Annotated in this window: 19 protein-coding genes and 2 pseudogenes; 11 read left to right on the top strand and 10 right to left on the bottom strand. The window is 71.0% G+C overall.

The window, feature by feature from the left end; translation table 11 throughout:
* Positions 1-57: 57 nt before the first annotated feature.
* The 3 genes from CES90_RS00575 (at position 58) to CES90_RS00565 (ending at position 5,060) form a co-directional block, all read left to right on the top strand.
* Positions 58-2,478, top strand: a complete 2,421-nt coding sequence (locus CES90_RS00575; protein WP_189782051.1) for a SpoIIE family protein phosphatase — start codon at positions 58-60, stop codon at positions 2,476-2,478.
* A gap of 12 nt (positions 2,479-2,490) precedes the next feature.
* On the top strand, positions 2,491-2,994 hold the full coding sequence (locus tag CES90_RS00570; RefSeq protein ID WP_189782052.1) for a metallophosphoesterase family protein: 504 nt from the start codon (positions 2,491-2,493) through the stop codon (positions 2,992-2,994).
* Between the two features lie 200 nt (positions 2,995-3,194).
* Complete coding sequence (locus CES90_RS00565) at positions 3,195-5,060, top strand: cellulase family glycosylhydrolase (protein ID WP_189782163.1); 1,866 nt, start codon at positions 3,195-3,197, stop codon at positions 5,058-5,060.
* On the opposite strand, the gene CES90_RS00560 is transcribed toward CES90_RS00565, so the two are convergent.
* On the bottom strand, positions 5,061-6,323 hold the full coding sequence (locus CES90_RS00560; protein ID WP_189782053.1) for a YncE family protein: 1,263 nt from the start codon (positions 6,321-6,323) through the stop codon (positions 5,061-5,063).
* Between the two features lie 435 nt (positions 6,324-6,758).
* Between CES90_RS00560 and CES90_RS00555 the strand changes: the two are divergent.
* Positions 6,759-7,151: pseudogene (locus tag CES90_RS00555) on the top strand (TetR/AcrR family transcriptional regulator); the annotation flags it as partial.
* A gap of 61 nt (positions 7,152-7,212) precedes the next feature.
* Here CES90_RS00555 and CES90_RS00550 read toward each other — a convergent pair.
* Positions 7,213-8,439, bottom strand: coding sequence for a glycosyltransferase (locus CES90_RS00550; protein ID WP_189782164.1), 1,227 nt, complete (start codon positions 8,437-8,439; stop codon positions 7,213-7,215).
* Positions 8,440-8,760: 321 nt separating this feature from the next.
* On the opposite strand from CES90_RS00550, the gene CES90_RS00545 reads away from it, so the two are divergent.
* A complete protein-coding gene (locus tag CES90_RS00545) occupies positions 8,761-9,456 on the top strand; it encodes a hypothetical protein (RefSeq protein ID WP_189782054.1) in 696 nt (231 codons plus the stop codon).
* 1 nt (position 9,457) lies between these two features.
* Here CES90_RS00545 and CES90_RS00540 read toward each other — a convergent pair whose 3' ends face one another.
* A complete protein-coding gene (locus CES90_RS00540) occupies positions 9,458-9,829 on the bottom strand; it encodes a nuclear transport factor 2 family protein (protein ID WP_189782055.1) in 372 nt (123 codons plus the stop codon).
* 226 nt (positions 9,830-10,055) lie between these two features.
* On the opposite strand from CES90_RS00540, the gene CES90_RS00535 reads away from it, so the two are divergent.
* On the top strand, positions 10,056-11,516 hold the full coding sequence (locus tag CES90_RS00535; RefSeq protein ID WP_189782056.1) for an aldehyde dehydrogenase family protein: 1,461 nt from the start codon (positions 10,056-10,058) through the stop codon (positions 11,514-11,516).
* Here CES90_RS00535 and CES90_RS00530 read toward each other — a convergent pair.
* Both CES90_RS00530 and CES90_RS00525 read right to left on the bottom strand, forming a co-directional pair.
* Entirely contained in the window at positions 11,504-13,279 is a 1,776-nt protein-coding gene (locus CES90_RS00530; protein WP_189782057.1) for an ABC transporter ATP-binding protein, read from the bottom strand. The genes CES90_RS00535 and CES90_RS00530 overlap by 13 nt on opposite strands.
* A gap of 133 nt (positions 13,280-13,412) precedes the next feature.
* Entirely contained in the window at positions 13,413-14,006 is a 594-nt protein-coding gene (locus tag CES90_RS00525; protein ID WP_189782058.1) for a rhodanese-like domain-containing protein, read from the bottom strand.
* A gap of 79 nt (positions 14,007-14,085) precedes the next feature.
* Between CES90_RS00525 and CES90_RS00520 the strand changes: the two genes are divergently transcribed.
* Positions 14,086-14,373: a metal-sensitive transcriptional regulator gene (locus CES90_RS00520; protein WP_189782165.1), complete on the top strand. Its 288-nt coding sequence runs from the start codon at positions 14,086-14,088 to the stop codon at positions 14,371-14,373.
* A gap of 51 nt (positions 14,374-14,424) precedes the next feature.
* Here CES90_RS00520 and CES90_RS00515 read toward each other — a convergent pair whose 3' ends face one another.
* The 3 genes and pseudogenes from CES90_RS00515 to CES90_RS00510 form a co-directional block, all read right to left on the bottom strand.
* Positions 14,425-15,171, bottom strand: coding sequence for a sulfite exporter TauE/SafE family protein (locus tag CES90_RS00515; protein ID WP_189782059.1), 747 nt, complete (start codon positions 15,169-15,171; stop codon positions 14,425-14,427).
* Complete coding sequence (locus CES90_RS49165) at positions 15,168-15,518, bottom strand: rhodanese-like domain-containing protein (RefSeq protein WP_229913713.1); 351 nt, start codon at positions 15,516-15,518, stop codon at positions 15,168-15,170. The genes CES90_RS00515 and CES90_RS49165 overlap by 4 nt, the downstream gene beginning before the upstream one ends.
* Before the next feature lie 3 nt (positions 15,519-15,521).
* Positions 15,522-16,868, bottom strand: a pseudogene (locus tag CES90_RS00510) (MBL fold metallo-hydrolase); the annotation flags it as partial.
* 201 nt (positions 16,869-17,069) lie between these two features.
* Here CES90_RS00510 and CES90_RS00505 point away from each other — a divergent pair.
* The 3 genes from CES90_RS00505 to CES90_RS00495 all read left to right on the top strand — a co-directional run bounded on the left by CES90_RS00505 (position 17,070) and on the right by CES90_RS00495 (position 19,859).
* The gene (locus CES90_RS00505) at positions 17,070-18,158 is read left to right on the top strand and encodes an S-(hydroxymethyl)mycothiol dehydrogenase (protein ID WP_189782061.1); all 1,089 of its coding nucleotides are present in this window, start codon (positions 17,070-17,072) and stop codon (positions 18,156-18,158) included.
* Complete coding sequence (locus tag CES90_RS00500; protein WP_189782062.1) at positions 18,158-18,787, top strand: MBL fold metallo-hydrolase; 630 nt, start codon at positions 18,158-18,160, stop codon at positions 18,785-18,787. The genes CES90_RS00505 and CES90_RS00500 overlap by 1 nt, the downstream gene beginning before the upstream one ends.
* 157 nt (positions 18,788-18,944) lie before the next feature.
* On the top strand, positions 18,945-19,859 hold the full coding sequence (locus tag CES90_RS00495) for an SDR family oxidoreductase (protein WP_189782063.1): 915 nt from the start codon (positions 18,945-18,947) through the stop codon (positions 19,857-19,859).
* A 12-nt stretch (positions 19,860-19,871) separates the two neighbouring features.
* Here CES90_RS00495 and CES90_RS00490 read toward each other — a convergent pair whose 3' ends face one another.
* Both CES90_RS00490 and CES90_RS00485 read right to left on the bottom strand, forming a co-directional pair.
* Positions 19,872-20,411 carry a hypothetical protein gene (locus tag CES90_RS00490; RefSeq protein WP_189782064.1) on the bottom strand — a complete coding sequence of 180 codons (540 nt, stop codon included), beginning with the start codon at positions 20,409-20,411 and terminating at the stop codon, positions 19,872-19,874.
* A 300-nt stretch (positions 20,412-20,711) separates the two neighbouring features.
* Positions 20,712-21,470, bottom strand: a complete 759-nt coding sequence (locus tag CES90_RS00485; RefSeq protein WP_229913703.1) for a DUF3050 domain-containing protein — start codon at positions 21,468-21,470, stop codon at positions 20,712-20,714.
* Between the two features lie 170 nt (positions 21,471-21,640).
* Between CES90_RS00485 and CES90_RS00480 the strand changes: the two genes are divergently transcribed.
* Positions 21,641-22,318, top strand: a complete 678-nt coding sequence (locus tag CES90_RS00480; protein WP_229913704.1) for an antibiotic biosynthesis monooxygenase — start codon at positions 21,641-21,643, stop codon at positions 22,316-22,318.
* Positions 22,319-22,339 lie beyond the last annotated feature (21 nt).

Below are 22,339 nucleotides of genomic sequence, written 5' to 3'. Positions count from 1 at the left end.
CACCACGGAATGGTCGCAGGGGCTGCGCGAGTGGCTGGGAAGCGCTGTAATTGCGACGTGGTGAGTGAGGGTGCGGCGCAGCGCGGAGCGAGGACACAGCGTGCCGAACTCGCCCTCGAGGCCGTCGCCGACGAGCTCGATCCGCACGATCGGCTGCACGCTGTCCTCGAACAGGTACTCGTCTTCACGGATGCGACGGTCGCCGTCGTGTACACCCCCGACGGCGACGGCGATCTGCTGTCGCTGGTCGCGTCGGCCGGCGTACCGAGGAACCTGTACGGGCTGCGCGACAGCTACCCGGCCTCCGGCACCGCCCCGGTCGCCGAGGCGTGCCGCTCCGGGCAGCCGCGCTGGCTCGGCTCCGCGGACCTCCTCCAGGACGCCGACGTACGCCGCTCGCACGCCAAGGAGTTCTCGCTGGCCGTGCTGCCGCTGCGCGAGCGGGGCTGTCTGGTGGCCGTCAGCGACGGCACGGACGGCTTCGACACCGAGGACCGGGAGTGCCTCGGACTCCTCACCGAGGCCGTCGCCCAGGCCGCCCCGGCCCCGCCCGCCGGGGTCGGAGCCTCGTTCGAGTACGCCATGGACACCGGGCGCATCGAGGTCGCCCCCGAACTGCTGGAACTGTTCGGCATCGGCCCCGACGACTTCGACGGCCGGGTCGAGACCCTGATGGCCCTCACCGTGCCCGAGGACCTGCCGGCGCTGATGTCCGTCGTGGAGGCGGACCACATGTACGTCGGTGACCGCGAACTGGAGTTCCGGATCCGCCAGCCCTCCGGCGAACAGCGGTGGCTGTGGCTGCGTGCCCGTCTGGTCCCCGGCGGCGAGGGCCGCCCCGACCGGTTGGTCGGCGCCGTCGCCGACGCCGCCAGCGTGCGCTCCGGCCTCAACGACGTGGCCCGCATCCAGCGCCTCGCCGCCGCCCTGGCCAGGGCGGGCACCGTGCGCGACGTCAGCCAGGCCGTGGTCGCCGCCCTGCGCAAACCGCTCCAGGCCGACCGGATCGCCCTCGCCGAACTGGAGGCCGACCGCCTCGTCGTCACCGTCCTCGACCCGCCCCAGCCGGAGGCCTGGCCCGAGGTGTGGCGCTCCGAGTGGCGCTCCGAATGGCCCGACGCGCCGGTGCGCAGCATGCCGACCCTCGCCGCCGCCCTGCGCGAGGGACGCGCCGCGATCTGGCCCGCCGGCGCCACCCTGGAGCCCGCGCTCGCCGACGTCGGCCCCGGCGGCCTCGCCGTGCTCCCGCTGCCGGGCGGCGGCCGCATGGCCGGGGCCTGCCTGATCGGCTGGGACAGCCCCCACGCCTTCGGCTCCGACGAGCGCGCCCTGCTCACCGCCGCCGCGGGCCTCGCCGGCCAGGCACTGATGCGCGCCCACGCCCTGGACGCCGAGCACGAACTGGTCAGCATGCTCCAGCGCACCCTCCTCCCACGCCGTCTGCCCCAGCTGCCCGGCGCGGTGGCCGTCGCCCGCTACCTGCCCACCACCGCCGGTCTGGAGGTCGGCGGCGACTGGTACGACGTGATCCCGCTGCCCGACAACCACGTCGCCCTCGTCATCGGCGACGTCCAGGGCCACAACGCCGGCGCCGCCACCCTCATGGGCCAGATGCGCACCGCGCTGCGCGCGTACGCGGTCGAAGGGCACCCCCCGGACGTCGTCGTCTCCCACGCCAACCGGCTCCTCGTCGACATGGAGACCGACCTCTTCGCCACCTGCTGCTACGTCGACATCGACATGGAGGAGGGCTCCGCCTGGTACGTCAGGGCCGGCCATGTGCCGCCCGTGCTGCGGCACCCCGACGGCACCGCCGAGATCACCGAGTCGGAGGGCGGACCGCCGCTCGGCGTCGTCCCGCAGGCCGACTTCCCCATGACCCCGCTGCGCCTGGCCCCCGGCACCGTGCTCGCTCTCACCACGGACGGCCTCGTCGAGTCCGCCGCCCTCGACGTCGAGGACGGCCTCGACCAGCTCGCCGACGGACTGTCCGCCGCCGACCCCGCCCACCTCGGCGCCGTCGCCGACAGCCTGCTCCGCAGCGCCAACCGCGACGACGACGTCGCCCTGCTCCTCATGCGCTACGACGGCATGGCCCTGCGCCCGCAGCGCGAGAACTGGACGGTGTGGCGCGTCCCCCAGGCCGTAGGCCAGGCCCGCCGCTACACCAAGCGGGTCCTGCGCGCCTGGGGCATCGACTTCGAGGCGGACACCGTCCTCCTCGTTGTCTCCGAGCTCGTCACCAACGCCCTCGTACACACCGACGGCAAGGTCCGCCTCGACCTCACCCTCCTCGCCGACCGGCTGCGCGTCGCGGTCGCCGACGCCTCACCCCGTACGCCGGCCAAGCCCACCAGCATCGGCTGGGAGGCCACCGGAGGCCGTGGCATCCTCCTCGTGGAGGCCATGTCGACCGCCTGGGGCACGGTGCCGGTGAGCGGCGGCAAACAGGTGTGGGCGGAGATCCCCATCGGGTGACACCCTGACAGGGTGCGTCTGCTGCTGATGTCCGACACCCACCTGCCGGTGCGCGCGAAGGCGCTGCCCGGGCAACTCCTCGACGAACTCCCGCACGCCGACGTGGTCGTCCACGCCGGCGACTGGGTGGACGAGGCCACACTCGACCTTCTCGAAAGCCGTGCCCCACGCCTGATCGGGGTGTACGGCAACAACGACGGCCCCGCCCTGCGCGCCCGCCTCCCCGAAGTGGCGTACGCCGACCTGGCCGGCCTGCGCCTCGCGGTCGTCCATGAGACCGGCCCCGCCCAGGGCCGCGAACGCCGCTGCGCCGACCGCTTCCCCGACACCGACGTCCTGGTCTTCGGCCACAGCCACATCCCCTGGGACACGACCACGGACACCGGGCTGCGCCTCCTCAACCCCGGCTCGCCCACGGACCGCCGCCGACAGCCGCACTGCACGTACATGACGGCGACCGTGACGGACGGCCACCTGACGGACGTACGACTCCACCGGCTGGGGCCCCGCACCTGATGCCTACGCTCCCGGTGGATGAATGGCGCCGTCCGCCGTGGTCAGCGACATCCCGCTGCCACCCCACCGCCTGAGCCGGGCAAAGAACCGGCCGTGACAGGTGAACTGTCCTGAGAAAACGGGTACTTACTCGTGAGTCAGGTGGTATTGACGGCCCGCCTGGTCATTGGGACGGTAGGGACATGTCGAATGTGGTGGACATGTCAAGATTGCGCACACGTCTGCTCGGTGTCTTCGTACTCGTCACCGGCTTCCTGACCACGGCGGGCCCCACCCAGCCCGCCTCCGCTCTCACTGACGAACTCTGGTTCGACGCCCAGGCCGCGGCGACTCTCACCGTCGAAGGCGGCCGCTTCAAGGACGGCCTCGGCCGCGAGGTCGTCCTGCGTGGCTACAACGTCTCCGGCGAGACGAAGCTCAAGGAGAACAATGGGCTGCCCTTCGCCTCGGTCGCCGACGCCAAGAAGTCGGCGACCGCGCTGAGGGCACTCGGCGGCGGCAACTCGGTCCGCTTCCTGCTGTCCTGGGCGTACGCGGAACCGGTGCGCGGGCAGGTGGACACCCGGTACCTCGCGGCGGCCACGGCGCAGATGGGCGCCTTCCTGGACGCGGGGATCCGGGTCTACCCCGACTTCCACCAGGACCTCTACTCCCGCTGGCTGTTCGACTCGGACAGCTGGTACACCGGCGACGGCGCCCCCAAGTGGGCCGTCGACCTCGGCGACTACCCCGACGAGTACTGCGGCATCTGCCCGTTCTGGGGCCAGAACATCACCTCCAACGCGGCCGTGACGGAGTCGATGTACGACTTCTGGCACAACGCCTACGGCCTCCAGGATTCCTTCCTGGACACTGCGCAGAAGACGATGACGTACGTGAAGTCGAACCTCACCGCCACCCAGTTCCAGGGCGTCGTCGGCTTCAACCCGTGGAACGAGCCGCATCCGGGGATCCTCGACTCGGGGCAGACCAGCAGGACGTGGGAGAAGGACGTCCTGTGGCCGTTCTACGTCAAGTTCCGCGCGCGGATGGACGCGGCGGGCTGGCAGAGCAAACCCGCCTTCGTCGAGCCGAACCTCTTCTGGAACGCCAACCTCGACTTCCAGAAGAAGGAGGGCGGACTCCTCGACGCGGGCACGATCGGACCGCGGTTCGTCTTCAACACCCACTTCTACGACCAGAAGGCGATCTCCGGCGTCTTCATGTGGGGCAAGGCGGGGGACGGCCAGTACGTGACCGACTTCGGTACCGTCCGGGACCGGGCCACGGCCAATGGCACCACCGCGATCGTCAGTGAGTTCGGGCACCCGCTCAGCGGCTCGGTCTCCGACAAGGCGCCCACGGTCTACAAGGCCATGTACCAGGCGCTCGACTCCCGGGTGAAGGGCGCCAACTGGTGGGCCGAACCGGCGTCCTCCGGCCCGGTCCTCTCCGGCTCCCAGTGGCAGTGGGACATCTACAACGGCCGCCACAAGGAGCTGATGAACGACAACCCCGACAAGGCGCAGGTCGAGGGCGACGCCTGGAACGGCGAAGATCTGTCGGCCGTACGGCTCGACGACTCCGGTACGGCCGTGCTCCGCCAGGACGCCCGGATGCTCGACCGGATCTACCCGAGCGCCACCGCGGGCAGCGCCGTCGCCTTCACCTACGAGGACCGTTCGCGCGACGGCTCCACGACGCTGACATGGAACCCCGTGCCCAGCTCACTGCCGAACGTCTCCTCGCTCGTCGGCTCGGGCCAGTACGCCCTGCTGGTCTGGCGCTCGGACGGCAGCACCGAACCGACGGAACTGCACCTGCCGGCGTCCTTCCCGACCGCGTCCACGACGGTGGTGTCCGACCTCGGGGTGACGGCCGCCCCGCCGGCGTACACGACGTCGACACCCGTCGCCGCCGCCAGGGAGCCGGGCGCCACCGGCAGCCGCCGGCTGCTGCTCACCGCCGCCGACTCGGGCAAGCTGCACTACGCCCTGGTCACCAACGGCGCGACAGCCCCGCCCGCCGCGCGGTTGAGCGCGGCGCGGACGGAGCTGTCGGGGTGGCTGGCCGCCGAGTTCAACTAGTCAGTCGGAGGGTCCGGTCCAGTCGGCGGGCACCTGTGCCAGCCGCACCCGCTGGGGGTGGTCGCCGACTGCGACGGACACGGTCTTCCTTCCCGTGGCGAAGTCGATCGCCGTGACCTGGTCGGCGCCGCTCTCGGAGACCACGCAGGACTTGCCGTCACCGCTGACGGTCGCCCAGTACGGCTTGGCGACGGTGACGAGCGGGCCCTCCTGCAGGGTCGCACGGTCGACCACGGTCGCGTAGTCGTCCATCGTGCCCGCGACGCACAGCTTCGAGCCGTCCGGCTTCATCGAGATGCCGTGGTGCCGCGAGTCGTTGACGAAGGTCGTACGGTCGTCACTGGTCGCCGGGTTCTTCGACAGGGTCTTGGTACGGGTGATCTTGTCGGTGGCGATGTCGTACTCGAAGAAGCCGTGGAAGAACGACACCTGGAAGTACAGCTTCGTCTCGTCCGGGGAGAACACGGCGGGCCGGACCGCGTCCGAGTAGTCGTTGAGCCCGATCGCGTTGAGCCGGTCCCGCATGTCGATGACCTTGACCTGCTGGAACGTGTTGGCGTCGACGACCGTGATCTTGCGGTCGCCCTTCGTCCAGTCCAGCCAGGGCGCGTCGGTCTGGGTGTTCACATCACCGATCGCCATGTTCCAGATGTACTTGCCGTCGCCGGTGAAGATGTTCTCGTGCGGCTTGTCACCGGTCTTGAACGAACCGAGCTGCCGGCCGGTGACGATGTCCAGGACGTGCACGGTGTTGCCGGTCGACGCGGACACCGCGACCCGCTTGCCGTCGGGGGAGACCGCCATGTGGTCCGAGCGGTAACCCGACACGGGGAAGCGCCAGTTGATGTCGCCGGTGGCCAGGTCGATGGAGACCACATCGGCGAAGCTCGGGCGGGAGACGACCATCGACGAGCCGTCCGGCGTGGAGTACATGTCGTCCACGAACTGGTCGTGACCCTCGCCCACGGTGTTGCGGATCGTCATGAAGGCGATCCACCTGATCGGATTGGCGTTGATCTCCGCCATCCGCTCGTCCTTGTCCGGGATGACGTTGATCCGGCCGATCTTCGCGAAGTCCCCCGACGACTTGATGACGTCCGCGGTGCCGTCCCAGTTGTTGCCCACGAACATCACCTCCCGCAGATCGGCCGCGGCAGTCGCCGGGGTGGCGGTCGCCGCGGCGGAGGCGGTCAGCGCGAGCGCGGCGGCGACGGCGCCCAGGTGCCGGGTTCTGCGGCGGCGGGGGGCGGGGGAGAGGGGCATGTCGATTCCTCCTGCGGGGGGGGAGTCTGAACACCTCAGTGTTCAGAGCATACTTACTGGAAAGTAAGGAACTGGCGTGCTTCACCACAAGACCAGGGACACGACAAAATCAACCGAGGGTCGACCTAGTCGCCGGACGGGCAATGAACAGTTGGATCAGCGAATCGTAGTGATCCTGTGACAGATTGTGACGTGCACGCCCGGCGCCCAGGCGACGTCGGGCACCCTCCTCGGCATGGCCTCACGGCCCGGCCGACCAGCGTCCGGGGGGACGTGCCACGCGGGCTGAGGCTCCGGTTCACAGCACCAGGGCACGAAGGCGATTGACTCAAGCCGCTGAGCAAGCTCAGTTTCGCTAAGCCAATCAGAGACGCTCAAACAGCCGACCGGCCGGTACGGGGGCTGTGCGTCGTGGCGAGGACGCCCTGATTCGGCCTCGCCACGGCGAACCGTCAGCCGCTCGCCGAGCGCGCCACCGCCGCGTCCCACGCCTACGCCGCCGACGTCACCGGTGATCCGCGCCGGTTGCGCATCACCTTCACCGAGATCATCGGCGTCAGCCCCCGCCTGGAACGCCAGCGCCTCGAACGCCGTTCCCGCTGGGTCGACTTCATCTGCGCCGAGGCCGCCGCGGCCGCCGAACAGGGCGAAGCCGTCCCCCGCGACTACCGCCTCGCCGCCACCGCCTTCATCGGCAGCGTCAACGGCCTCCTCCACGACTGGCGGGCCGGCTACGTCGACGCCGCCCTCGACGAGGTGGTCGACGAACTCGTCCACCTCCTGCTCGGGATACTCCGCCCGGCGGGGTGGCGACCCGAGCAGGGGTGAGGCAGCACACCGCCGTCAGGGGAACCGGTTCGCCGTCGTAAGGCAGCCCGGTTCGTCGCCGTCAGGAGAGTTCGTTCACCGCCGTCAGGACCGGGGCCACCCCGTCCTCCGCCCGCAACTCCTCGGCCAGAGCCCGCGCCCGGTGGCCGTACGACGGGTCGCCGGTCGCTCGGCGCAGGGCCGCCGTCAGTTCCGTCGCGGTGAAGCCCCGCAGGGGTACGGCGGCGGGGGAGACGCCGAGGGCGACCAGCCGGGCGGCCCAGAAGGCCTCGTCGAACTGGACGGGGACGGGTACGGCCGGGACCCCGGCGCGCAGGCCGGCCCCCGTGGTGCCGGCGCCCGCGTGATGGACCACCGCGGCCATCCTGGGGAAGAGCAGGGAGTGCGGCACCTCGCCCACCGTGAACATGTCGTCGCCCTCGCCGCGCAGTTCGCCCCAACCCCGCTGGATCACCCCCCGCAGCCCCGCCGCCCGCAGCGCCCGTACGATCTCGGCGCTCATCCGCTCGGGATCGGGCACGGTGGCGCTGCCCAGGCCCACGAAGACCGGAGGAGGCCCGGCGTCGAGGAAGTCCAGCAGGGGGGAGGGGAGCCGGTCCTCGCGGTCGTACGACCACCAGTACCCGGTGACGTCGAGCCCCGCCCGCCAGTCGCCCGGCCTCGGCACCACTCGTGGGCTGTAGCCGTGGAACACCGGCCAGGCCCGACGCTCGCGGGCCCGCCGGGCGGCGACCGGGCCGGCGCGCGGGAGCCCGTACGCGGCGCGCAGCCTGCGCATCTCCTCCGTGAAGATCCACTCCACGGACAGGTTCACCGCGTGCCCGGCCGCCCGGTTCAGGACGGGACCCCACGAGCGCACTCCGGTCATCGGCGGCGCGAACTCCCTTGTGGGGGCCAGTGGTTGGAGGTTCACTCCGAAGCTCGGAATCGACAGCCCCTGGGCGAGGGTGTGGCCGAACGGCGCGAGCGTGCCGGCCAGCAGCAGTACGTCACTGGCGCGGGCGGCGACCTCCAGATCGTGAGACATCCCCCCGACCAGGCTCCGGGCCATACGCACCGCCCGCAGCAGCTTCCCGGCCCCGGTCGTGCTCCGGTGCAACTCCCGCCCGCGCTCCGACTCCAGCTCGGCCCGCGGATCCACCGGCAGGGAACGGAACGCGACCCCCGACCCCGCGACGAGGGACTCGAAGCGGGCGTGCGTCACCAGGGTGACCTCGTGCCCGGCCCGCACCAGCCCATGTCCCAGCCCCGTGTACGGGGCCACGTCGCCCCGGGAGCCGGCCGTCATGATCGCTACCCGCACGCGGCCCAGTATGGCGGCGAAGCGGCGCCGGGTCCGGCGAACGGGACGGCGATGACCTGAAAGAGCCCCTGGCCGACCGCAGGATGACCGATCGGTACGACAGGGGGAGTCGAGCGGTGACGTACGCGCGGAACGAAAGGCGGCCTTCGCCTCCGGGCACGCTGCGTGTTCGCCCAGAGCCCGGGGCCGCCCCGGCGGACCGGGCCCGGCTCCTGGACGACCCAGAACGCAGGGTGCGAGCGGAACTGGCCTGTACCGTGTCCTGGCCGGGTACGCCGGTCACGAGGACCCTGGGTGCGCCAAGCCGTGTGCCGAGTCAGAGACGCCCTGGATCCGACCGCGCGCGAGGCGCTGCTCGCCGACCCCGACGCCGCCGTGCGCCGGGCGGCGGACCGGCAGGCCTGTCGCACCGACGAGCTCCGCACCGACCAAGTCCTTGCCTTCGTCGAGGACTTCGAGCGCCGGGACGTGATCGCGGTCGCCCGACTGCCCCGCGCCACCGCCGAACGACTCATGGACCTCGACGACTCCTACGCCACGGAGGCGCTGGCCGGTAATCCGTCGCTGCCGCCCGAGCTCGTGGCACGGCTCGCCGTGGATCCCGAGCACGGGGTACGACGGGCGGTGCCGGCGCGCCCCGACCTGACGGAGGAGCAGCGCGCGGCCGTCGACTACACGGTCGAGCGCTCGGACGGTCCCCGTTCGCTCGGCTGGGTCCTGGCACTCGGCGGCGACTCGGACGCCCTGCGTGCCTGTAACGGCCTCCGCCCACCGTCGGCTGCGCCGGAGCGCGGCCGTCCACCCGGCGCTCCCGGCCGACCTCGTCGAACTGCTCGCGGAGCACGAGGACTTCGTGGTCCGGCTGTCACGGGCCCGGATCGACGAGTTGCTGCGCGACCCGTGACGGGCCATGGCCATGGAGGCGGCGGCCACAACCCCGTCTCCCGGTGGCCGACATGCACCGGCTCCTGGACCACCTGGGCGTACCCGCCTGACCGTTGACCTAGGAGTCCTCGTCCCAGGCCTGGATCAGCGTTTGGTCGACGATCTTGCCGTCCCGCAGCGAGATCATCGAACTCGCCAGCACCCGCACCCCGTCGGGATACTCGCAGGACTCGGTGTAGGCGACCTGGTCGCCCTGGACGACGCACTGTTCCAGCTTGTGCGTCATGTCCCGGCTGCAGATCTCTTCGAGCATGTCGCCGATCTCGGCCCGCCCGTGCATGACCTTGGGGTGGCTGGGCTGGGTGTTGCGGTCCACGACGCGTATCTCGGCGTCGTCCGCGTAGAGCGACAGCAGTGTCGCCGCGTTCGCCTGCTCCGTGCCCCTGCGCAGCGCTTCGGTGTCGAAGGCGGGGCTTGCCGCAGTGCCCATGGGTGACCTCCTTCGTCCTCTCCTTCGAGGCTCCTCCGCCGCAGGGGACACGGCAAACGCAGTCGGCGGGACAGGGCGGGGCTCTTGACATTCCCCGGCGCCCGGACAGAACATCACGGGACAGTAACGTGAATTGAATTTCACTTTACGAACAAACCCGCACATTGCGTTTCTCCCGCGTACCCCGCGTACAAGTCGTCGATACGTACCCCGAGGAAGCCGCACCATGGCCATAGCCCGTGACCTGTTGATCGGTGGCAAGGACGTGCCCGCCACGTCCGGCCGCACCGCCGAAGACCTCGACCCGTACACCGGGGAGGTGTACGCGACCGTCGCGGCGGCAGGTCCCGAAGACGTCCGGCGGGCCGTGGACGCCGCCGACGCGGCGTTCGAGGAGTGGGCGGCGCTCGCTCCCTTCGCCCGGCGCGCGATCTTCTTCAAGGCCGCCGATCTGCTGGAGGGCCGGGGCGAGCAGGTCGCCGAGATCATGGCACGCGAGGCGGGCGGCACCCGGCCCTGGGCACTGTTCAACGTGATGCTGGCCGCCAACATCCTGCGTGAGGCGGCGGCCGCGATCACCGCGCCGCGCGGTGAGGTGCTCAGCAGCCAGCAACAGGGCGCGCTGGGCCTCGCGGTGCGCGAACCGCTGGGCGTGGTCGCCGCGTTCGCCCCCTGGAACGCGCCCGTCATCCTCGGCGTACGCGCCGTGGCGGCACCGCTCGCCGCGGGCAACACCGTCGTCGTCAAGCCCAGCGAGGACGCGCCCATCGCCTGCGGGCTGCTGGTCGCGGACGTGTTCCGGGAGGCGGGGCTGCCCGACGGCGTGCTCAACGTGGTCACCAACGACCGCGCGGACGCGGCGGAGATCGCCGAGGCGCTGGTCTCGGACCCGCGGGTGCGGGCGGTGAACTTCACCGGCTCCACCGGCGTCGGCCGGATCATCGGTGAGCTCTCGGCACGCCATCTCAAGCCCGCCGTACTGGAGTTGGGCGGCAAGAACGCGGTCATCGTGCTCGACGACGCCGACGTGGACTACGCGGTCGACGCCGTCACCTTCAGCGTCTTCATGAACGCCGGACAGATCTGCATGTCCGGCGACCGGATCCTCGTCCACGAGTCGCTGGCCGAGGAGTTCGCGCAGAAGTTCACCGCCAAGGTCTCCACTCTGCAGTCCGGCGACCCGAACGACCCGCACACGGTGGTCGGACCGCTGGTCAGCGCCTCGGCCGCCGAGCGGATCGCGGCTCTGGTGAAGGACGCGGTCGCCAAGGGCGCCACGGTGCTCACCGGGGGCGGACAGCCGGAGGGCGCCGTACACCCGGCGACCGTGCTCACCAACGTCCCCAAGGACGCCGACCTCTACTACACGGAGTCCTTCGGCCCGCTCTGCGTCCTGGAGACGTTCGCCGCCGACGACACCGCCGTGGAGATCGCGAACGACACCGACAACGGCCTGACCTGCGGCATCATCACCGAGAACGCCACCCACGGCCTGGCCGTCGCGCGCCGGATCCGCACCGGGATCGTGCACATCAACGACCAGTCCGTGGCTGACGAACCGCAGGCCCCCTTCGGCGGCGTGAAGGCCTCCGGCTACGGGCGGTTCGGCGGCCGCTGGGGCATCGAGGCCTTCTCGAACACCCGCTGGCTGACCATCGCCACCCAGCAGGCGCACTACCCCTTCTGATCGCCGTTCTGATCGGACGCCAGGAACTGTGTGGCCGCCAACTCCGCGTACAGCGGGTCGGCGGCCACCAGTTCACGATGGGTGCCGACCGCGCGGACGCGCCCGGCGTCCATGACGACGATGCGGTCGGCCATCGTCACCGTGGACAGCCGGTGGGCGACGACCAGCACCGTGGTCGTACGGGACACATCGGCGACCGTGTCCCGCAGCGCCGCCTCGTTCACCGCGTCCAGCTGACTGGTCGCCTCGTCGAGCAGCAGCAGCCGTGGGCGGCGCAGCAGGGCCCGGGCGATGGCGACGCGCTGACGCTCACCGCCGGAGAGCTTGGTGCCCCGATGGCCGACCAGGGTCTGAAGCCCCTGCGGGAGCTTGGCGACCAGACCGTCGAGCCGGGTCGTCTTCAACACCCGTGCGACATCGTTCTCGCCGGCCTCCGGGTTGCCCAGCAGCAGGTTGTCGCGCAGGGAGCCGGACAGCACGGGCGCGTCCTGCTCCACATAGCCGATCGCCGACCGCAGTTCCGCGAGTTCCCACTCGGTGACATCACAGCCGTCGACCGTGATGACGCCCGCCTCGGGGTCGTAGAACCGCTCGATGAGGGAGAAAACCGTGGTCTTGCCCGCGCCCGAGGGCCCCACGAACGCCGTCATGCCCCGGGCCGGCACCTCGAAGGTCACCCCGTGGTGGACGTACGGAAGGTCGTCGGCGTAGCGGAAACGGACGTCGTCGAAGGCCAGGGCGGCTGGTTCCGCGTCGGGCGCCGGCAGCGGCGCGGGCCGGGCGGCCGGCTCGGCGGGCAGACGCAGCGCCTCCTGGATGCGGGCGAGCGCGGCGGCGCCGGTCTGGTACTGGGTGATCGCGCCCACGACCTGCTGAATGGGCGACATCAGATAGAAGACGTACAGCAGGAACGCCACCAGCGTGCCCACGTCGATCGCGCCGGTCGCGACCCGGGCGCCGCCCACCGCCAGCACGGTGATGAACGCCATCTGCATGGCCAGCCCGGCCGTGTTGCCCGCGGCCGCCGACCACTTGGCGGCCCGTACGCTCTGCCGCCACGACTCCCTGGCCGCCGCGTGGATGGTCTCCTCCTCGCGGTGCTCGGCACCGGACGCCTTGACCGTGCGCAGCGCGCCGAGGATCCGCTCCAGCGAGGCGCCCATCGCGCCGACCGCGTCCTGCGCGGCACGGCTCGCCCGGTTGATGCGCGGCACGATCACCCCGAACACCGTGCCCGCGCCGAGAATCACGCCGAGGGTGACGATCAGCAGCACCGGGTCGACCAGACCCATCAGCACCACCGTCGCGACCAGCGTGAGCCCGCCGGTGCCGAGGCCCACGAGCGTGTCGGTGGTGACCTCGCGCAGCAGGGTGGTGTCGGAGGTTATTCGCGCCATCAGGTCGCCCGGCTCGGTGCGGTCGACCGCCGTGATGCGCAGCCGCAGCAGATACGACGACAGCGCGCGCCGCGCACCGAGCACCACCGACTCCGCCGTGCGCCGCAGTACGTACGAACCCAGCGCGCCCAGCGCCGCGTTGCCGACGACCAGCACCGACATCAGGACCAGGGCCCAGGTGATGGCCCGGTCGTGCGAGAGGTCGTCGATCAGCTCGCGGGCCACCAGGGGCAGTGCGAGACCGGTCGCGCCGGTGACGAGGGACAGCAGTGCGCCCAGCAGAAGTGCCCAACGGTGGGGTCGTACATAGCCGAGCAATTGCCGCCATGCGGGCTGCTGTTCGGCTCTGGTCTCAGGGGTGCTCACGAAGCTCCTCGGCAGATCGGTCGGGGAGTGGGGACGGGGCGCGGAGCTTCAGCCTACGTCGGGGGTGAGGAGCGCCGGGAAGGCCTTTTCGATCGGCAGCCGGCGCCCTCCGGTCCCGCAACTCCCGTACCCGCTACCGCGCTCTGCGGGCGGCGAGCGCGGACAGCGTGGCGTCGAGGTCAGCGGCGCGCGGGCGGTTGTGCGGCAGCTTCCCCAACATCACGGCCATGCCGCAGGTGTTGGTGAGGGCCGAGAACACGAGACCGCCCGCGATCCCCGCCGAGAGCAACTGCCAGGCCGGGTGCAGCAGGCCGAGGCCCAGCCCGACGAGGACGAGCGCACCGGCGGTGAACCGCACCTGCCGCTCCATCGCCCAGGTGGTCCGCGAGCCCCCGGCCGGGCGGTGCAGATCATGACCGGCGGCCGCCCAGGCGCTCGTACCGCCGGTGAGGGTGGCCGCCGCGATACCGTGCTCGGCGAGCAGCGCGCACGCCTTCTCGGACCGGGCCCCCGACGCACACACGACCAGCAGCTCGGCGGCGGACTCCGGCGACTCCTTCAGCGTGGGAAGCGCGCGCTCCAGCTGGTCGAGGGGAACGTTCAGGGCGCCGGGCAGATGCCCGGAGGCGTACTCGCCGGGCGTACGGACATCGACGACGGTCAGCCGCGGCAGCCGCTCGCGGGCCTGCCGGGTGTCGAGGGGGCGGGGAGTGAGGGGAGTGGTCATGGTGTTCCTTGATCCCTTCATGAGTGTGGGTGCGGGGGCGCTAAGATACCCCCAAGGGTATATAGAGGAGTGGGTGACAGTGGATCTGCAGTTCGAAGGTGATGAGCTCAAGTCGGTGCTGAACCGGCTGCGTCGGGCAGAGGGACAGATCTCAGGAGTGATCAAGATGATCGAGGAGGGACGCGACTGCGAGGACGTTGTCACCCAACTCGCGGCCGCCTCGCGCGCCCTCGACCGGGCGGGCTTCGCGATCATCGCCACCGGCTTGCAGCAGTGCATTACCGACGCCCAGAAGAACGAGCGGAACGGGGAGAGCACCGAGCAGATGCGGGCCCGACTGGAGAAGCTGTTCCTGTCGCTGGCGTGAGGGGTCCGGCGCGCGGCCGCGCTGTCCCCAGGGCCAGGCGGTGCGGCCGGGTCACATCATCGCGTCCACCAGCATGAACGCGGCCACCGCCAGCAGTACCCAGGCGAAGATCCGCCGGAGGGTGTCCCCGGAGACCTTGTCGGCCAGCCGCTTGCCGTCCCAGGCGCCGAGGATCGCGGCCCCGGCGAACGGGGCGACGACCGCCCAGTCGAGGCTTTCGGCGGCGCCCGCGCGAGCGGCCAGCGCGGCCAGCGAGTTCACCGTGATGACGAGCAGGCTGGTGCCCACGGCGTCGCGCATGCGCAGCCGCACCACGTTCACCAGGGCCGGTACGGCGAGGAAACCGCCGCCCACCCCGAGCACACCGGTGACCGCGCCGAGCCCGGCCCCGGACAGGGCGACCCGGCTCGTCCGTACGGTCGACTCCTCCCGCCGCGTGGCCGAGGGCCGCAGCATCCGGTACGCGGCCAGCCCCGCCACCACCGCGAAGGCCCCGGTCAGCAGGGCGGGCGGCAGACCCGCGGACAGCGTGCCGCCCAGCACCGAGGGCGCCAGACCCGCCGCCGCGAACAGGGCCCCGCCACGCAGGCGTACCGTCCCCGCCCGGGTGTGCGCGGCCAGTGCGGTCGCCGACGTGACCGTGACGATCACCAGGCTCGCCGTCGTCGCCGCGGCCGGGGTGAAACCGAGCAGATAGATCAGCGCGGGCACCGCGAGCACACTGCCCCCACCGCCCAGCGCTCCGAGCGACAGCCCGATCACGCCCCCGGCGAGCAGGGCGAGAAGGAGAGTGCTCACGCCGCCGGGCCACCGGTCGTGCCGGGCGAGGCCTCGGTGACCACGGGCAGCCCCGCCTCCGCCCACGCCAGCATGCCCCCGCTGACGTCCACCACGTCCGCGCCGCGGGCCCGGAGCAGGGTGGCGGCCTCCTGGGAACGCCGGCCGGAGCGGCAGATCGCGACGAGGGGGCGGTGCTGGGCGTGCCGGGGCAGGGGAGCCCCGGCCGTGAGCGCGGACAACGGGGTGTGCACCGCGGCCGGAGCATGCCCAGCCGCCCATTCCTCCGGCTCACGGACATCGAGGAGTACGGCGTCGCCGTCCGCGCCGGTGCGTTCGTGGGCCCGGACCGGCGTGATGCGCGCCATGGGCAGCCCGGCCTCGGCCGCGGACGCGAATCCGTCGTCCACGGCCACCACGTTCCGCCCGGCCGCGTCGAGCAGCGAGGCGGCGATGCCGGCCCGCATCCCGCCGGCGCAGTGCACCCACACGGTGCCGTCGGGTATCTCGCCGAGCCGGTCGCGCAGCCGGTGCACCGGGATGTGTGTCGAGCCCGCGATATGCCCCGCCGCACGCTCGGAGTCACGCCGGACGTCGAGCACGACCACCCCGTCCCCGTCGCCGTAGGCCTTCGCCAGGTCGGCGAAGGTGCCGCGCGGGAAGGAGCGCGCTCGCTCGCTCTCGCGCAGCCAGTCGACGGGTGAGCCGGTCGCCGCCGCGGCGGGACGGTCGATGCCGACCCGCACCAACTCTCGCTGGGCATCGGCGAGTTGCTCCGCCGACTCGGCGAGCAGCGTCACCGGCTTGCCCCACGGCAGCAGCCAGGCGAGATACGTGGCGAGCTGCCCGTCCGCCTCGAAGTTCACCGTCCCAGCCACATGCCCCTCGGCGAACGCGACCCGGTTGCGCAGGTCCACGACCCACTCACCCGCCGCCAGCCGCGCGGCGATCTCCTCGGCATCCGCCAGGGCCGGCGGGGTCAGGTCCACCGGGGCGGGCCCCTGCGCGTTGGCGGGTCCCATGTGCGTGTAGTACGCCGGTACGTCGTCGAGCGCGGCCAGCAGTTCGGCGACGAACGTCTCCTCGTCCTTGACCAGGGCTTCGTTGGTGACCCGCTCGTGCCCGACGGTCGTGGTGTCGCCCGTCGGCCGCCCGGAGGCACAGAAGCTGCCGAAGCCGTGTGTCGGCAGGACCCGGGTGTCGTCCGGCAGCGTCTCGGCCAGCCGGTGCGCCGAGGCATGCTGGGCGCGGGCCAGCTCGCCGGTCAGCCGGGGCTCGACCAGATCCGGGCGCCCGACCGTGCCGATGAGCAGGGAGCCGCCGGTGAACGCGGCCACCGCACGGCCGCCCTCCTGAAGGACGTACGCGGTGTGGTGCGGGGTGTGCCCCGGGGTGGCCACGGCGCGCAGCGTCAGACCCGCTTCGACCTCCACGGTGTCGCCGTCGTGCACCGGCACCCGCTGGTAGGCCACCCGTGCCGCGGCGGGCACCAGGTAGGCGGCGCCGGTCAGCCGGGCGAGCTCCAGGCCGCCGGTGACGTAGTCGTTGTGGACGTGCGTCTCGACGACGTACGCGATCCGCACGTCCCGCCGGGCAGCGGCCGTGATCATCCGGTCGATGTCCCGCGGTGGATCGACCGCCACGGCGCCGCGCGGGCCGCCCGCCAGATAGCCGCGGTTACCCAGCCCCGGCACCTCGATGGTGTCGACGAAGTACATGGCGGCACTCCTCTCCTCGTTCGGATCCGAAAATACCCCAGGGGGTATGTAGGACACAGTAGCAGGGATACCTAGGGGGGTATCCAGTGGCAGCCTTTTCGGCCACGGTTCCGCACCCGCCGGAGGCCTTACCGGCTGGTCGGTCCGTAGGGTGACCATGGGCGGGCGACCGTCCACCTGGGATCGAAGGAAGGGTTCACCATGGCGCAGGAAGTACGCGGCGTGATCGCACCGGGCAGGAACGAACCGGTGCGGATCGAGACCATCGTCGTCCCCGATCCGGGGCCGGGGGAGGCCGTGGTGCAGGTGCAGGCGTGCGGGGTGTGCCACACCGACCTGCACTACAAGCAGGGGGGCATCAACGACGACTTCCCCTTCCTGCTCGGCCATGAGGCCGCCGGTGTGGTGGAGGCGGTCGGCGCGGGCGTCACGGACGTGGCTCCCGGTGATTTCGTCATCCTCAACTGGCGTGCGGTGTGCGGCAATTGCCGGGCCTGCCGACGTGGGCGGCCCTGGTACTGCTTCGCCACGCACAACGCCACCCAGAAGATGACCCTCGCCTCGACCGGACAGGAACTGTCACCCGCCCTCGGCATCGGCGCCTTCGCGGACAAGACGCTCGTCGCCGCCGGGCAGTGCACCAAGGTCGACCCGGCAGCAGCCCCCGCGGTCGCCGGACTGCTGGGCTGCGGGGTGATGGCCGGTATCGGAGCCGCGATCAACACCGGCAACGTGGGCCGGGGCGACAGCGTCGCCGTCATCGGCTGCGGCGGCGTCGGGGACGCGGCCATCGCCGGGTCCCGGCTGGCCGGCGCCGAGAAGATCATCGCCGTGGACATCGACGACCGGAAGCTGACCACCGCCAAGAACATCGGCGCCACCCACACCGTCAACTCCAAGGACACCGACCCGGTCGAGGCGATCCGCGAGCTGACCGGCGGCTTCGGCGCCGACGTCGTCATCGAGGCGGTCGGCCGCCCCGAGACGTACAAGCAGGCCTTCTACGCCCGCGACCTGGCCGGCACGGTCGTCCTCGTCGGCGTACCGACACCCGAGATGAAACTGGAACTGCCGCTGCTGGACGTCTTCGGCCGCGGCGGCGCGCTCAAGTCGAGTTGGTACGGCGACTGCCTGCCGGACCGGGACTTCCCCATGCTGATCAACCTCTACCTCCAGGGCCGACTGGATCTGGAGGCGTTCGTCACCGAGACCATCGGACTCGACGACGTGGAGAAGGCCTTCGAGCGGATGCACGGCGGCGACGTCCTGCGTTCGGTGGTGACGCTCTGATGGCCGCGCGCATCGAACACCTCGTCACCTCGGGCCAGTTCAGCCTCGACGGCGGCACCTGGGACGTCGACAACAACGTCTGGCTCGTCGGCGACGACCACGAGGTGATCGTCATCGACGCCGCCCACGACGCCGACGCCATCGCCGAGGCGGTCGGCGACCGCAGGCTGTCGGCCATCGTCTGCACCCACGCCCACAACGACCACATCGACGCCGCGCCCGCCCTCGCCGAGCGCACCGGCGCACCGATCTGGCTCCACCCGGACGACCTGCCGCTGTGGAAGCAGACCCACCCCGACCGCCTGCCCGACCACTGGCTGGCCGACGGCCAGATCATCGAGGCCGCCGGCGCCGACCTGACCGTCCTGCACACCCCCGGCCACGCCCCGGGCGCCGTCTGCCTGTACGACCCCGGCCTCGGCACCGTCTTCACCGGCGACACCCTCTTCGCCGGCGGCCCCGGCGCCACCGGCCGCTCCTACTCCCACTTCCCGACCATCATCGACTCCATCCGCGACCGTCTCCTGGCCCTCCCACCGGACACGGTCGTCCGCACCGGCCACGGCGACAGCACGACGATCGGAGCCGAGGCACCGCATCTGGAGGAGTGGATCGCCCGCGGCCACTGAGTACCGACCGGGGCCGACTGCCGCGAAGGCATGGCAGTCGGCCCCGGTCCGAAAACCCGACAGAAGATGTCCGGCTTCCAAGACACCCTCGTGTCGTGGACGCCGACGCACACCAGGCGTCCCTGAAGATCGCAGCCACACACACGGGAGGTCGGACATGACGAAATCGCTGGACGGCAAAGTCGCCCTGGTCGCGGGGGCGTCGCGCGGCGCGGGCCGGGGGATCGCCGTCGAACTGGGCGCGGCCGGAGCCACGGTCTATGTGACCGGCCGCACCACCCGCGCGCACCGCTCCGAGTACGACCGCCCGGAGACCCTGGAGGACACCGCCGACCTGGTCACCGAGGCGGGCGGCCAGGGCATCCCCGTACCCACCGACCATCTCGAACCGTCACAGGTCCGGACCCTGGTGGACCGTATCTCGGACGAGCAGGGCCGGCTCGATGTCCTCGTCAACGACATCTGGGGCGGCGAGAAGCTCTTCGCATGGGACAGCCCGGTCTGGGAGCACGACCTCGACAACGGCCTGCGGCTGCTGCGACTCGCCGTCGAGACGCACGCCATCACCAACCACCACGCGCTGCCCCTGCTCCTGCGCAACCCCGGCGGCCTCGTGGTCGAGATGACCGACGGCACGGACGACTACAACCGCGAGAACTACCGGGTGTCCTTCTTCTACGACCTCGCCAAGTCCTCCGTCCTCCGCATGGCGTTCGCGCTGGGCCACGAACTCGGCCCGCGCGGCGCCACCGCCGTCGCCCTCACCCCCGGGTGGCTGCGCTCGGAGATGATGCTCGACCACTACGACGTCAGCGAGGACAACTGGCGCGACGCCCTCGACCGCGTCCCCCACTTCGCCATCTCCGAGACCCCGCGCTACGTCGGCCGCGCCGTCGCCGCCCTGGCAGCCGACCCCGAAGTCGCCCGCTTCAACGGCGAGTCCCTCTCCAGCGGCGGCCTCGCCCAGGTGTACGGCTTCACCGACCTCGACGGCAGCCGCCCCGACGCGTGGCGTTATCTCGTCGAGGTCCAGGACGCGGGGAAGCCGGCCGACACGACGGGGTACCGCTGAACCGGCCGCCGCTCACCCCCGGTTGACGGACGCCGGCAACGACCAGCGGGCGGAGTGGCCGGGCGGGAGCGCCAGGTCCTTCCGCACCGCGCGGTAGTACCCCTCCCGCCCGGCGCGCTGCCGGTCCAGCAGTGCCTGCCAGGCCGCCGGATCGCGGGTCTCGCCGCGCAGGAACTCCTCCATCTCCATCACCGTGACCACCCACGCCCGCGCCCTCTCCACCACCTCCGGGCTGCCGAGCAGAATCAGCGCCTCACCGGAGGGATCCCGGGCGACCGTCGCCTCGGCCAGGAGGGGCGCGGCCTCCTCCGGGGAGAGCGGATGGGGATGCGGATCGTTGCCGAGGTGGGAGGCGATCCGGTAGGTCAGGGTGACGGACTTCTTCAGGTCGCGTGCGTAGTCGGCGTACACCGCGAGCCGCCGCTCCTCCCAGCGGGCGGTCTGCTCCTGGCGGAACCGGACCCGCTCACCGCGCACGACGACCAGGTAGGAGCCCAGCGCGCCGATGATCACGCCTATCAGGGCCGGGAGTTGCTGGATGAAGGCTGACATGAGCACACAAGGTAGCCGTTCCAAGATCGCGTAGCAGCTGCCTGGGCGATCGCGTGGCATGTCACGCCGATGCCGCGCCCCGTACGTTCGCCGTATGCCTGCGACGACGGGACGCTTCGAAGGGGTACGGGGTGCTCATCACGGGGGCCGCACGCGGTTGTCGGCGCCGTCACCGCCGCTCGCACAGGAGGGCGCCCAAGTGCTCGTCACCGACGTGGACCTGGCCGCGGCCGAGACGACGGTGGCCGACCTGCGGGGGCGGCGCCTGGCGGCGGAGGCGTTCCGGTGCGACGCGGCCCCTTACCGCATGGCCTCCGTGATGCCGTCCCACAGTCGAGACCTCGCCTCCAGCGCGACCACAGCCGTCTCGACGGCCTGCTGCCATCGCACGTCCTCACCCCCGCACAGATCCGCGACCATCGCCATGGCCATCGGCGTGTGCTCCTCCCCGTCCACCTCGATGTGCCGCGCGAGGTAGTCGCAGAATAGCGGAAACCGCTCGGTCCCCTCCTTCTTGATCACCTGATCGAACATATCGGGGATCAGGTCTTCCCGTGAGAACGCGAACGCCGCGGCCCGGCAGTGCAACGGCCGCTCCGAGATGATGCCGAACGTCGTACGGACGAAGTCCGCAGCGGGAGCGGGCACTTGGGCGACCCGAAGCGCCGCGGGCACATCGTGGCCCTCCTCGATCAGCCCCAGGAACGTGTCGAGACGTGATGTGTCCGCGCCCGCCTCGCCCATGCCCGACCGGTACAGCTCGAAGTGACTGGTGAACCCGCCGCCCAACTCGTCGCTCTCCTCGACGAGGACGATGTCGTTGATGAGCCGCCGGCTCACCTCCGACCCGCGCGGCACCCAGGGGACGTCCACACAGGTCAGATCACGCTGAAGGGACTTGAGGAGGGACATGAAGTCCCACACGGCGAATACGTGGTGCTCCATGAAGACGGCCATGTCCGCGCGGCTGTTGATCCGCTGGTAGATCGGGTGCGCGGTCACTTCTTTCCGTACGGGTTCGATCGCGGCGCGAGCCCGGTCGATTCCCTCGTGATTCATATCCCAGTCGTACCTGGACATGGCTCTCCTTCGCTTCCTGCGCTTTCCAGCGGAGCCGGATTGCGATGGTGCGCCTTTTCTCGTTCTTCGGGCAACCGCTTCCAAAGAATCCAAGCAAGTTACCCGGGCGTACTGCTGGGCGTTCTTCTCGACAGAAGCCGTCAAGGAGGATGAAAGCCCTCTCAAAGGTGCGATACGGACAGTTGAAAAAGTTCGTTGAAGATTTGAACGGGGTCGCGGTTCTTCGCGTATTCGACGGCGTGAGCAGGAATCCCGTTACCGTCACCGTCGCGTATCACGTGGTGCCGGGGCGCGAGGCCGACTTCCACTCCTGGGGGTGGGCCGCGCTGCGTACGACCGCGCAGCAGCCGGGTTTTCTGGGGGGAGGCGTACTCGTCGACGGAGAGGCGGAGTGGCATGTGGTCTACCGCTTCGACAGTGAGGAATCGGCCCGGACCTGGGAGAACTCGCTGGCCTGCGCCCAGTGGGCGGCCCGCGCCGAAGGACTCGCCCGGGAGACCGCCCGCCGCAGTGTGGTGGGCTCCAAGGCATGGTTCGACGCCCAGACCGCCCGGGAGCCGGCGCCGGCCGCCCCGCGCCCGCCCCCGAAATGGAAACTGTGGCTGGTGAATATGAGCGCGGTTTTCCCACCCGTGCTCCTGTTCAACCTGGCGGTTCTTCCCTATCTCAACGACCTGAATCCGCTTTTCCGTACACTTCTGTTGTGCCTGTCCGTGACGGCCATCGTCACCTGGATTCTCATGCCGAGACTCCAGAGATTTCTGAAGAAGTGGCTGTATCCGCCGCTGCAGGCGCTGCGCGGCCGGCACAAACGACGGACCGCCTAGGTCCGAGAGCGATCAGAGGGA

The sequence above is a fragment of the Streptomyces capitiformicae genome (genome assembly GCF_002214185.1).
GTDB lineage: Bacteria > Actinomycetota > Actinomycetes > Streptomycetales > Streptomycetaceae > Streptomyces > Streptomyces capitiformicae.
Note: the sequence above shows the minus strand (reverse complement) of the source record. Positions and strands in the feature narration are given on the sequence as shown.

Excerpts from the sequence above, each read along its gene's own strand:
- CES90_RS00485 (WP_229913703.1), bottom strand. The coding sequence starts at position 21,470 with ATGAATCACGAGGGAATCGACCGGGCTCGCGCCGCGATCGAACCCGTA.
- CES90_RS00540 (WP_189782055.1), bottom strand. The coding sequence starts at position 9,829 with ATGGGCACTGCGGCAAGCCCCGCCTTCGACACCGAAGCGCTGCGCAGG.
- CES90_RS00490 (WP_189782064.1), bottom strand. The coding sequence starts at position 20,411 with ATGTCAGCCTTCATCCAGCAACTCCCGGCCCTGATAGGCGTGATCATC.
- CES90_RS00535 (WP_189782056.1), top strand. The coding sequence starts at position 10,056 with ATGGCCATAGCCCGTGACCTGTTGATCGGTGGCAAGGACGTGCCCGCC.
- CES90_RS00525 (WP_189782058.1), bottom strand. The coding sequence starts at position 14,006 with ATGACCACTCCCCTCACTCCCCGCCCCCTCGACACCCGGCAGGCCCGC.
- CES90_RS00505 (WP_189782061.1), top strand. The coding sequence starts at position 17,070 with ATGGCGCAGGAAGTACGCGGCGTGATCGCACCGGGCAGGAACGAACCG.
- CES90_RS00480 (WP_229913704.1), top strand. The coding sequence starts at position 21,641 with ATGAAAGCCCTCTCAAAGGTGCGATACGGACAGTTGAAAAAGTTCGTT.
- CES90_RS00550 (WP_189782164.1), bottom strand. The coding sequence starts at position 8,439 with ATGACGGCCGGCTCCCGGGGCGACGTGGCCCCGTACACGGGGCTGGGA.
- CES90_RS00560 (WP_189782053.1), bottom strand. The coding sequence starts at position 6,323 with ATGCCCCTCTCCCCCGCCCCCCGCCGCCGCAGAACCCGGCACCTGGGC.
- CES90_RS00565 (WP_189782163.1), top strand. The coding sequence starts at position 3,195 with ATGTCAAGATTGCGCACACGTCTGCTCGGTGTCTTCGTACTCGTCACC.
- CES90_RS00495 (WP_189782063.1), top strand. The coding sequence starts at position 18,945 with ATGACGAAATCGCTGGACGGCAAAGTCGCCCTGGTCGCGGGGGCGTCG.
- CES90_RS49165 (WP_229913713.1), bottom strand. The coding sequence starts at position 15,518 with ATGGCGCGCATCACGCCGGTCCGGGCCCACGAACGCACCGGCGCGGAC.
- CES90_RS00500 (WP_189782062.1), top strand. The coding sequence starts at position 18,158 with ATGGCCGCGCGCATCGAACACCTCGTCACCTCGGGCCAGTTCAGCCTC.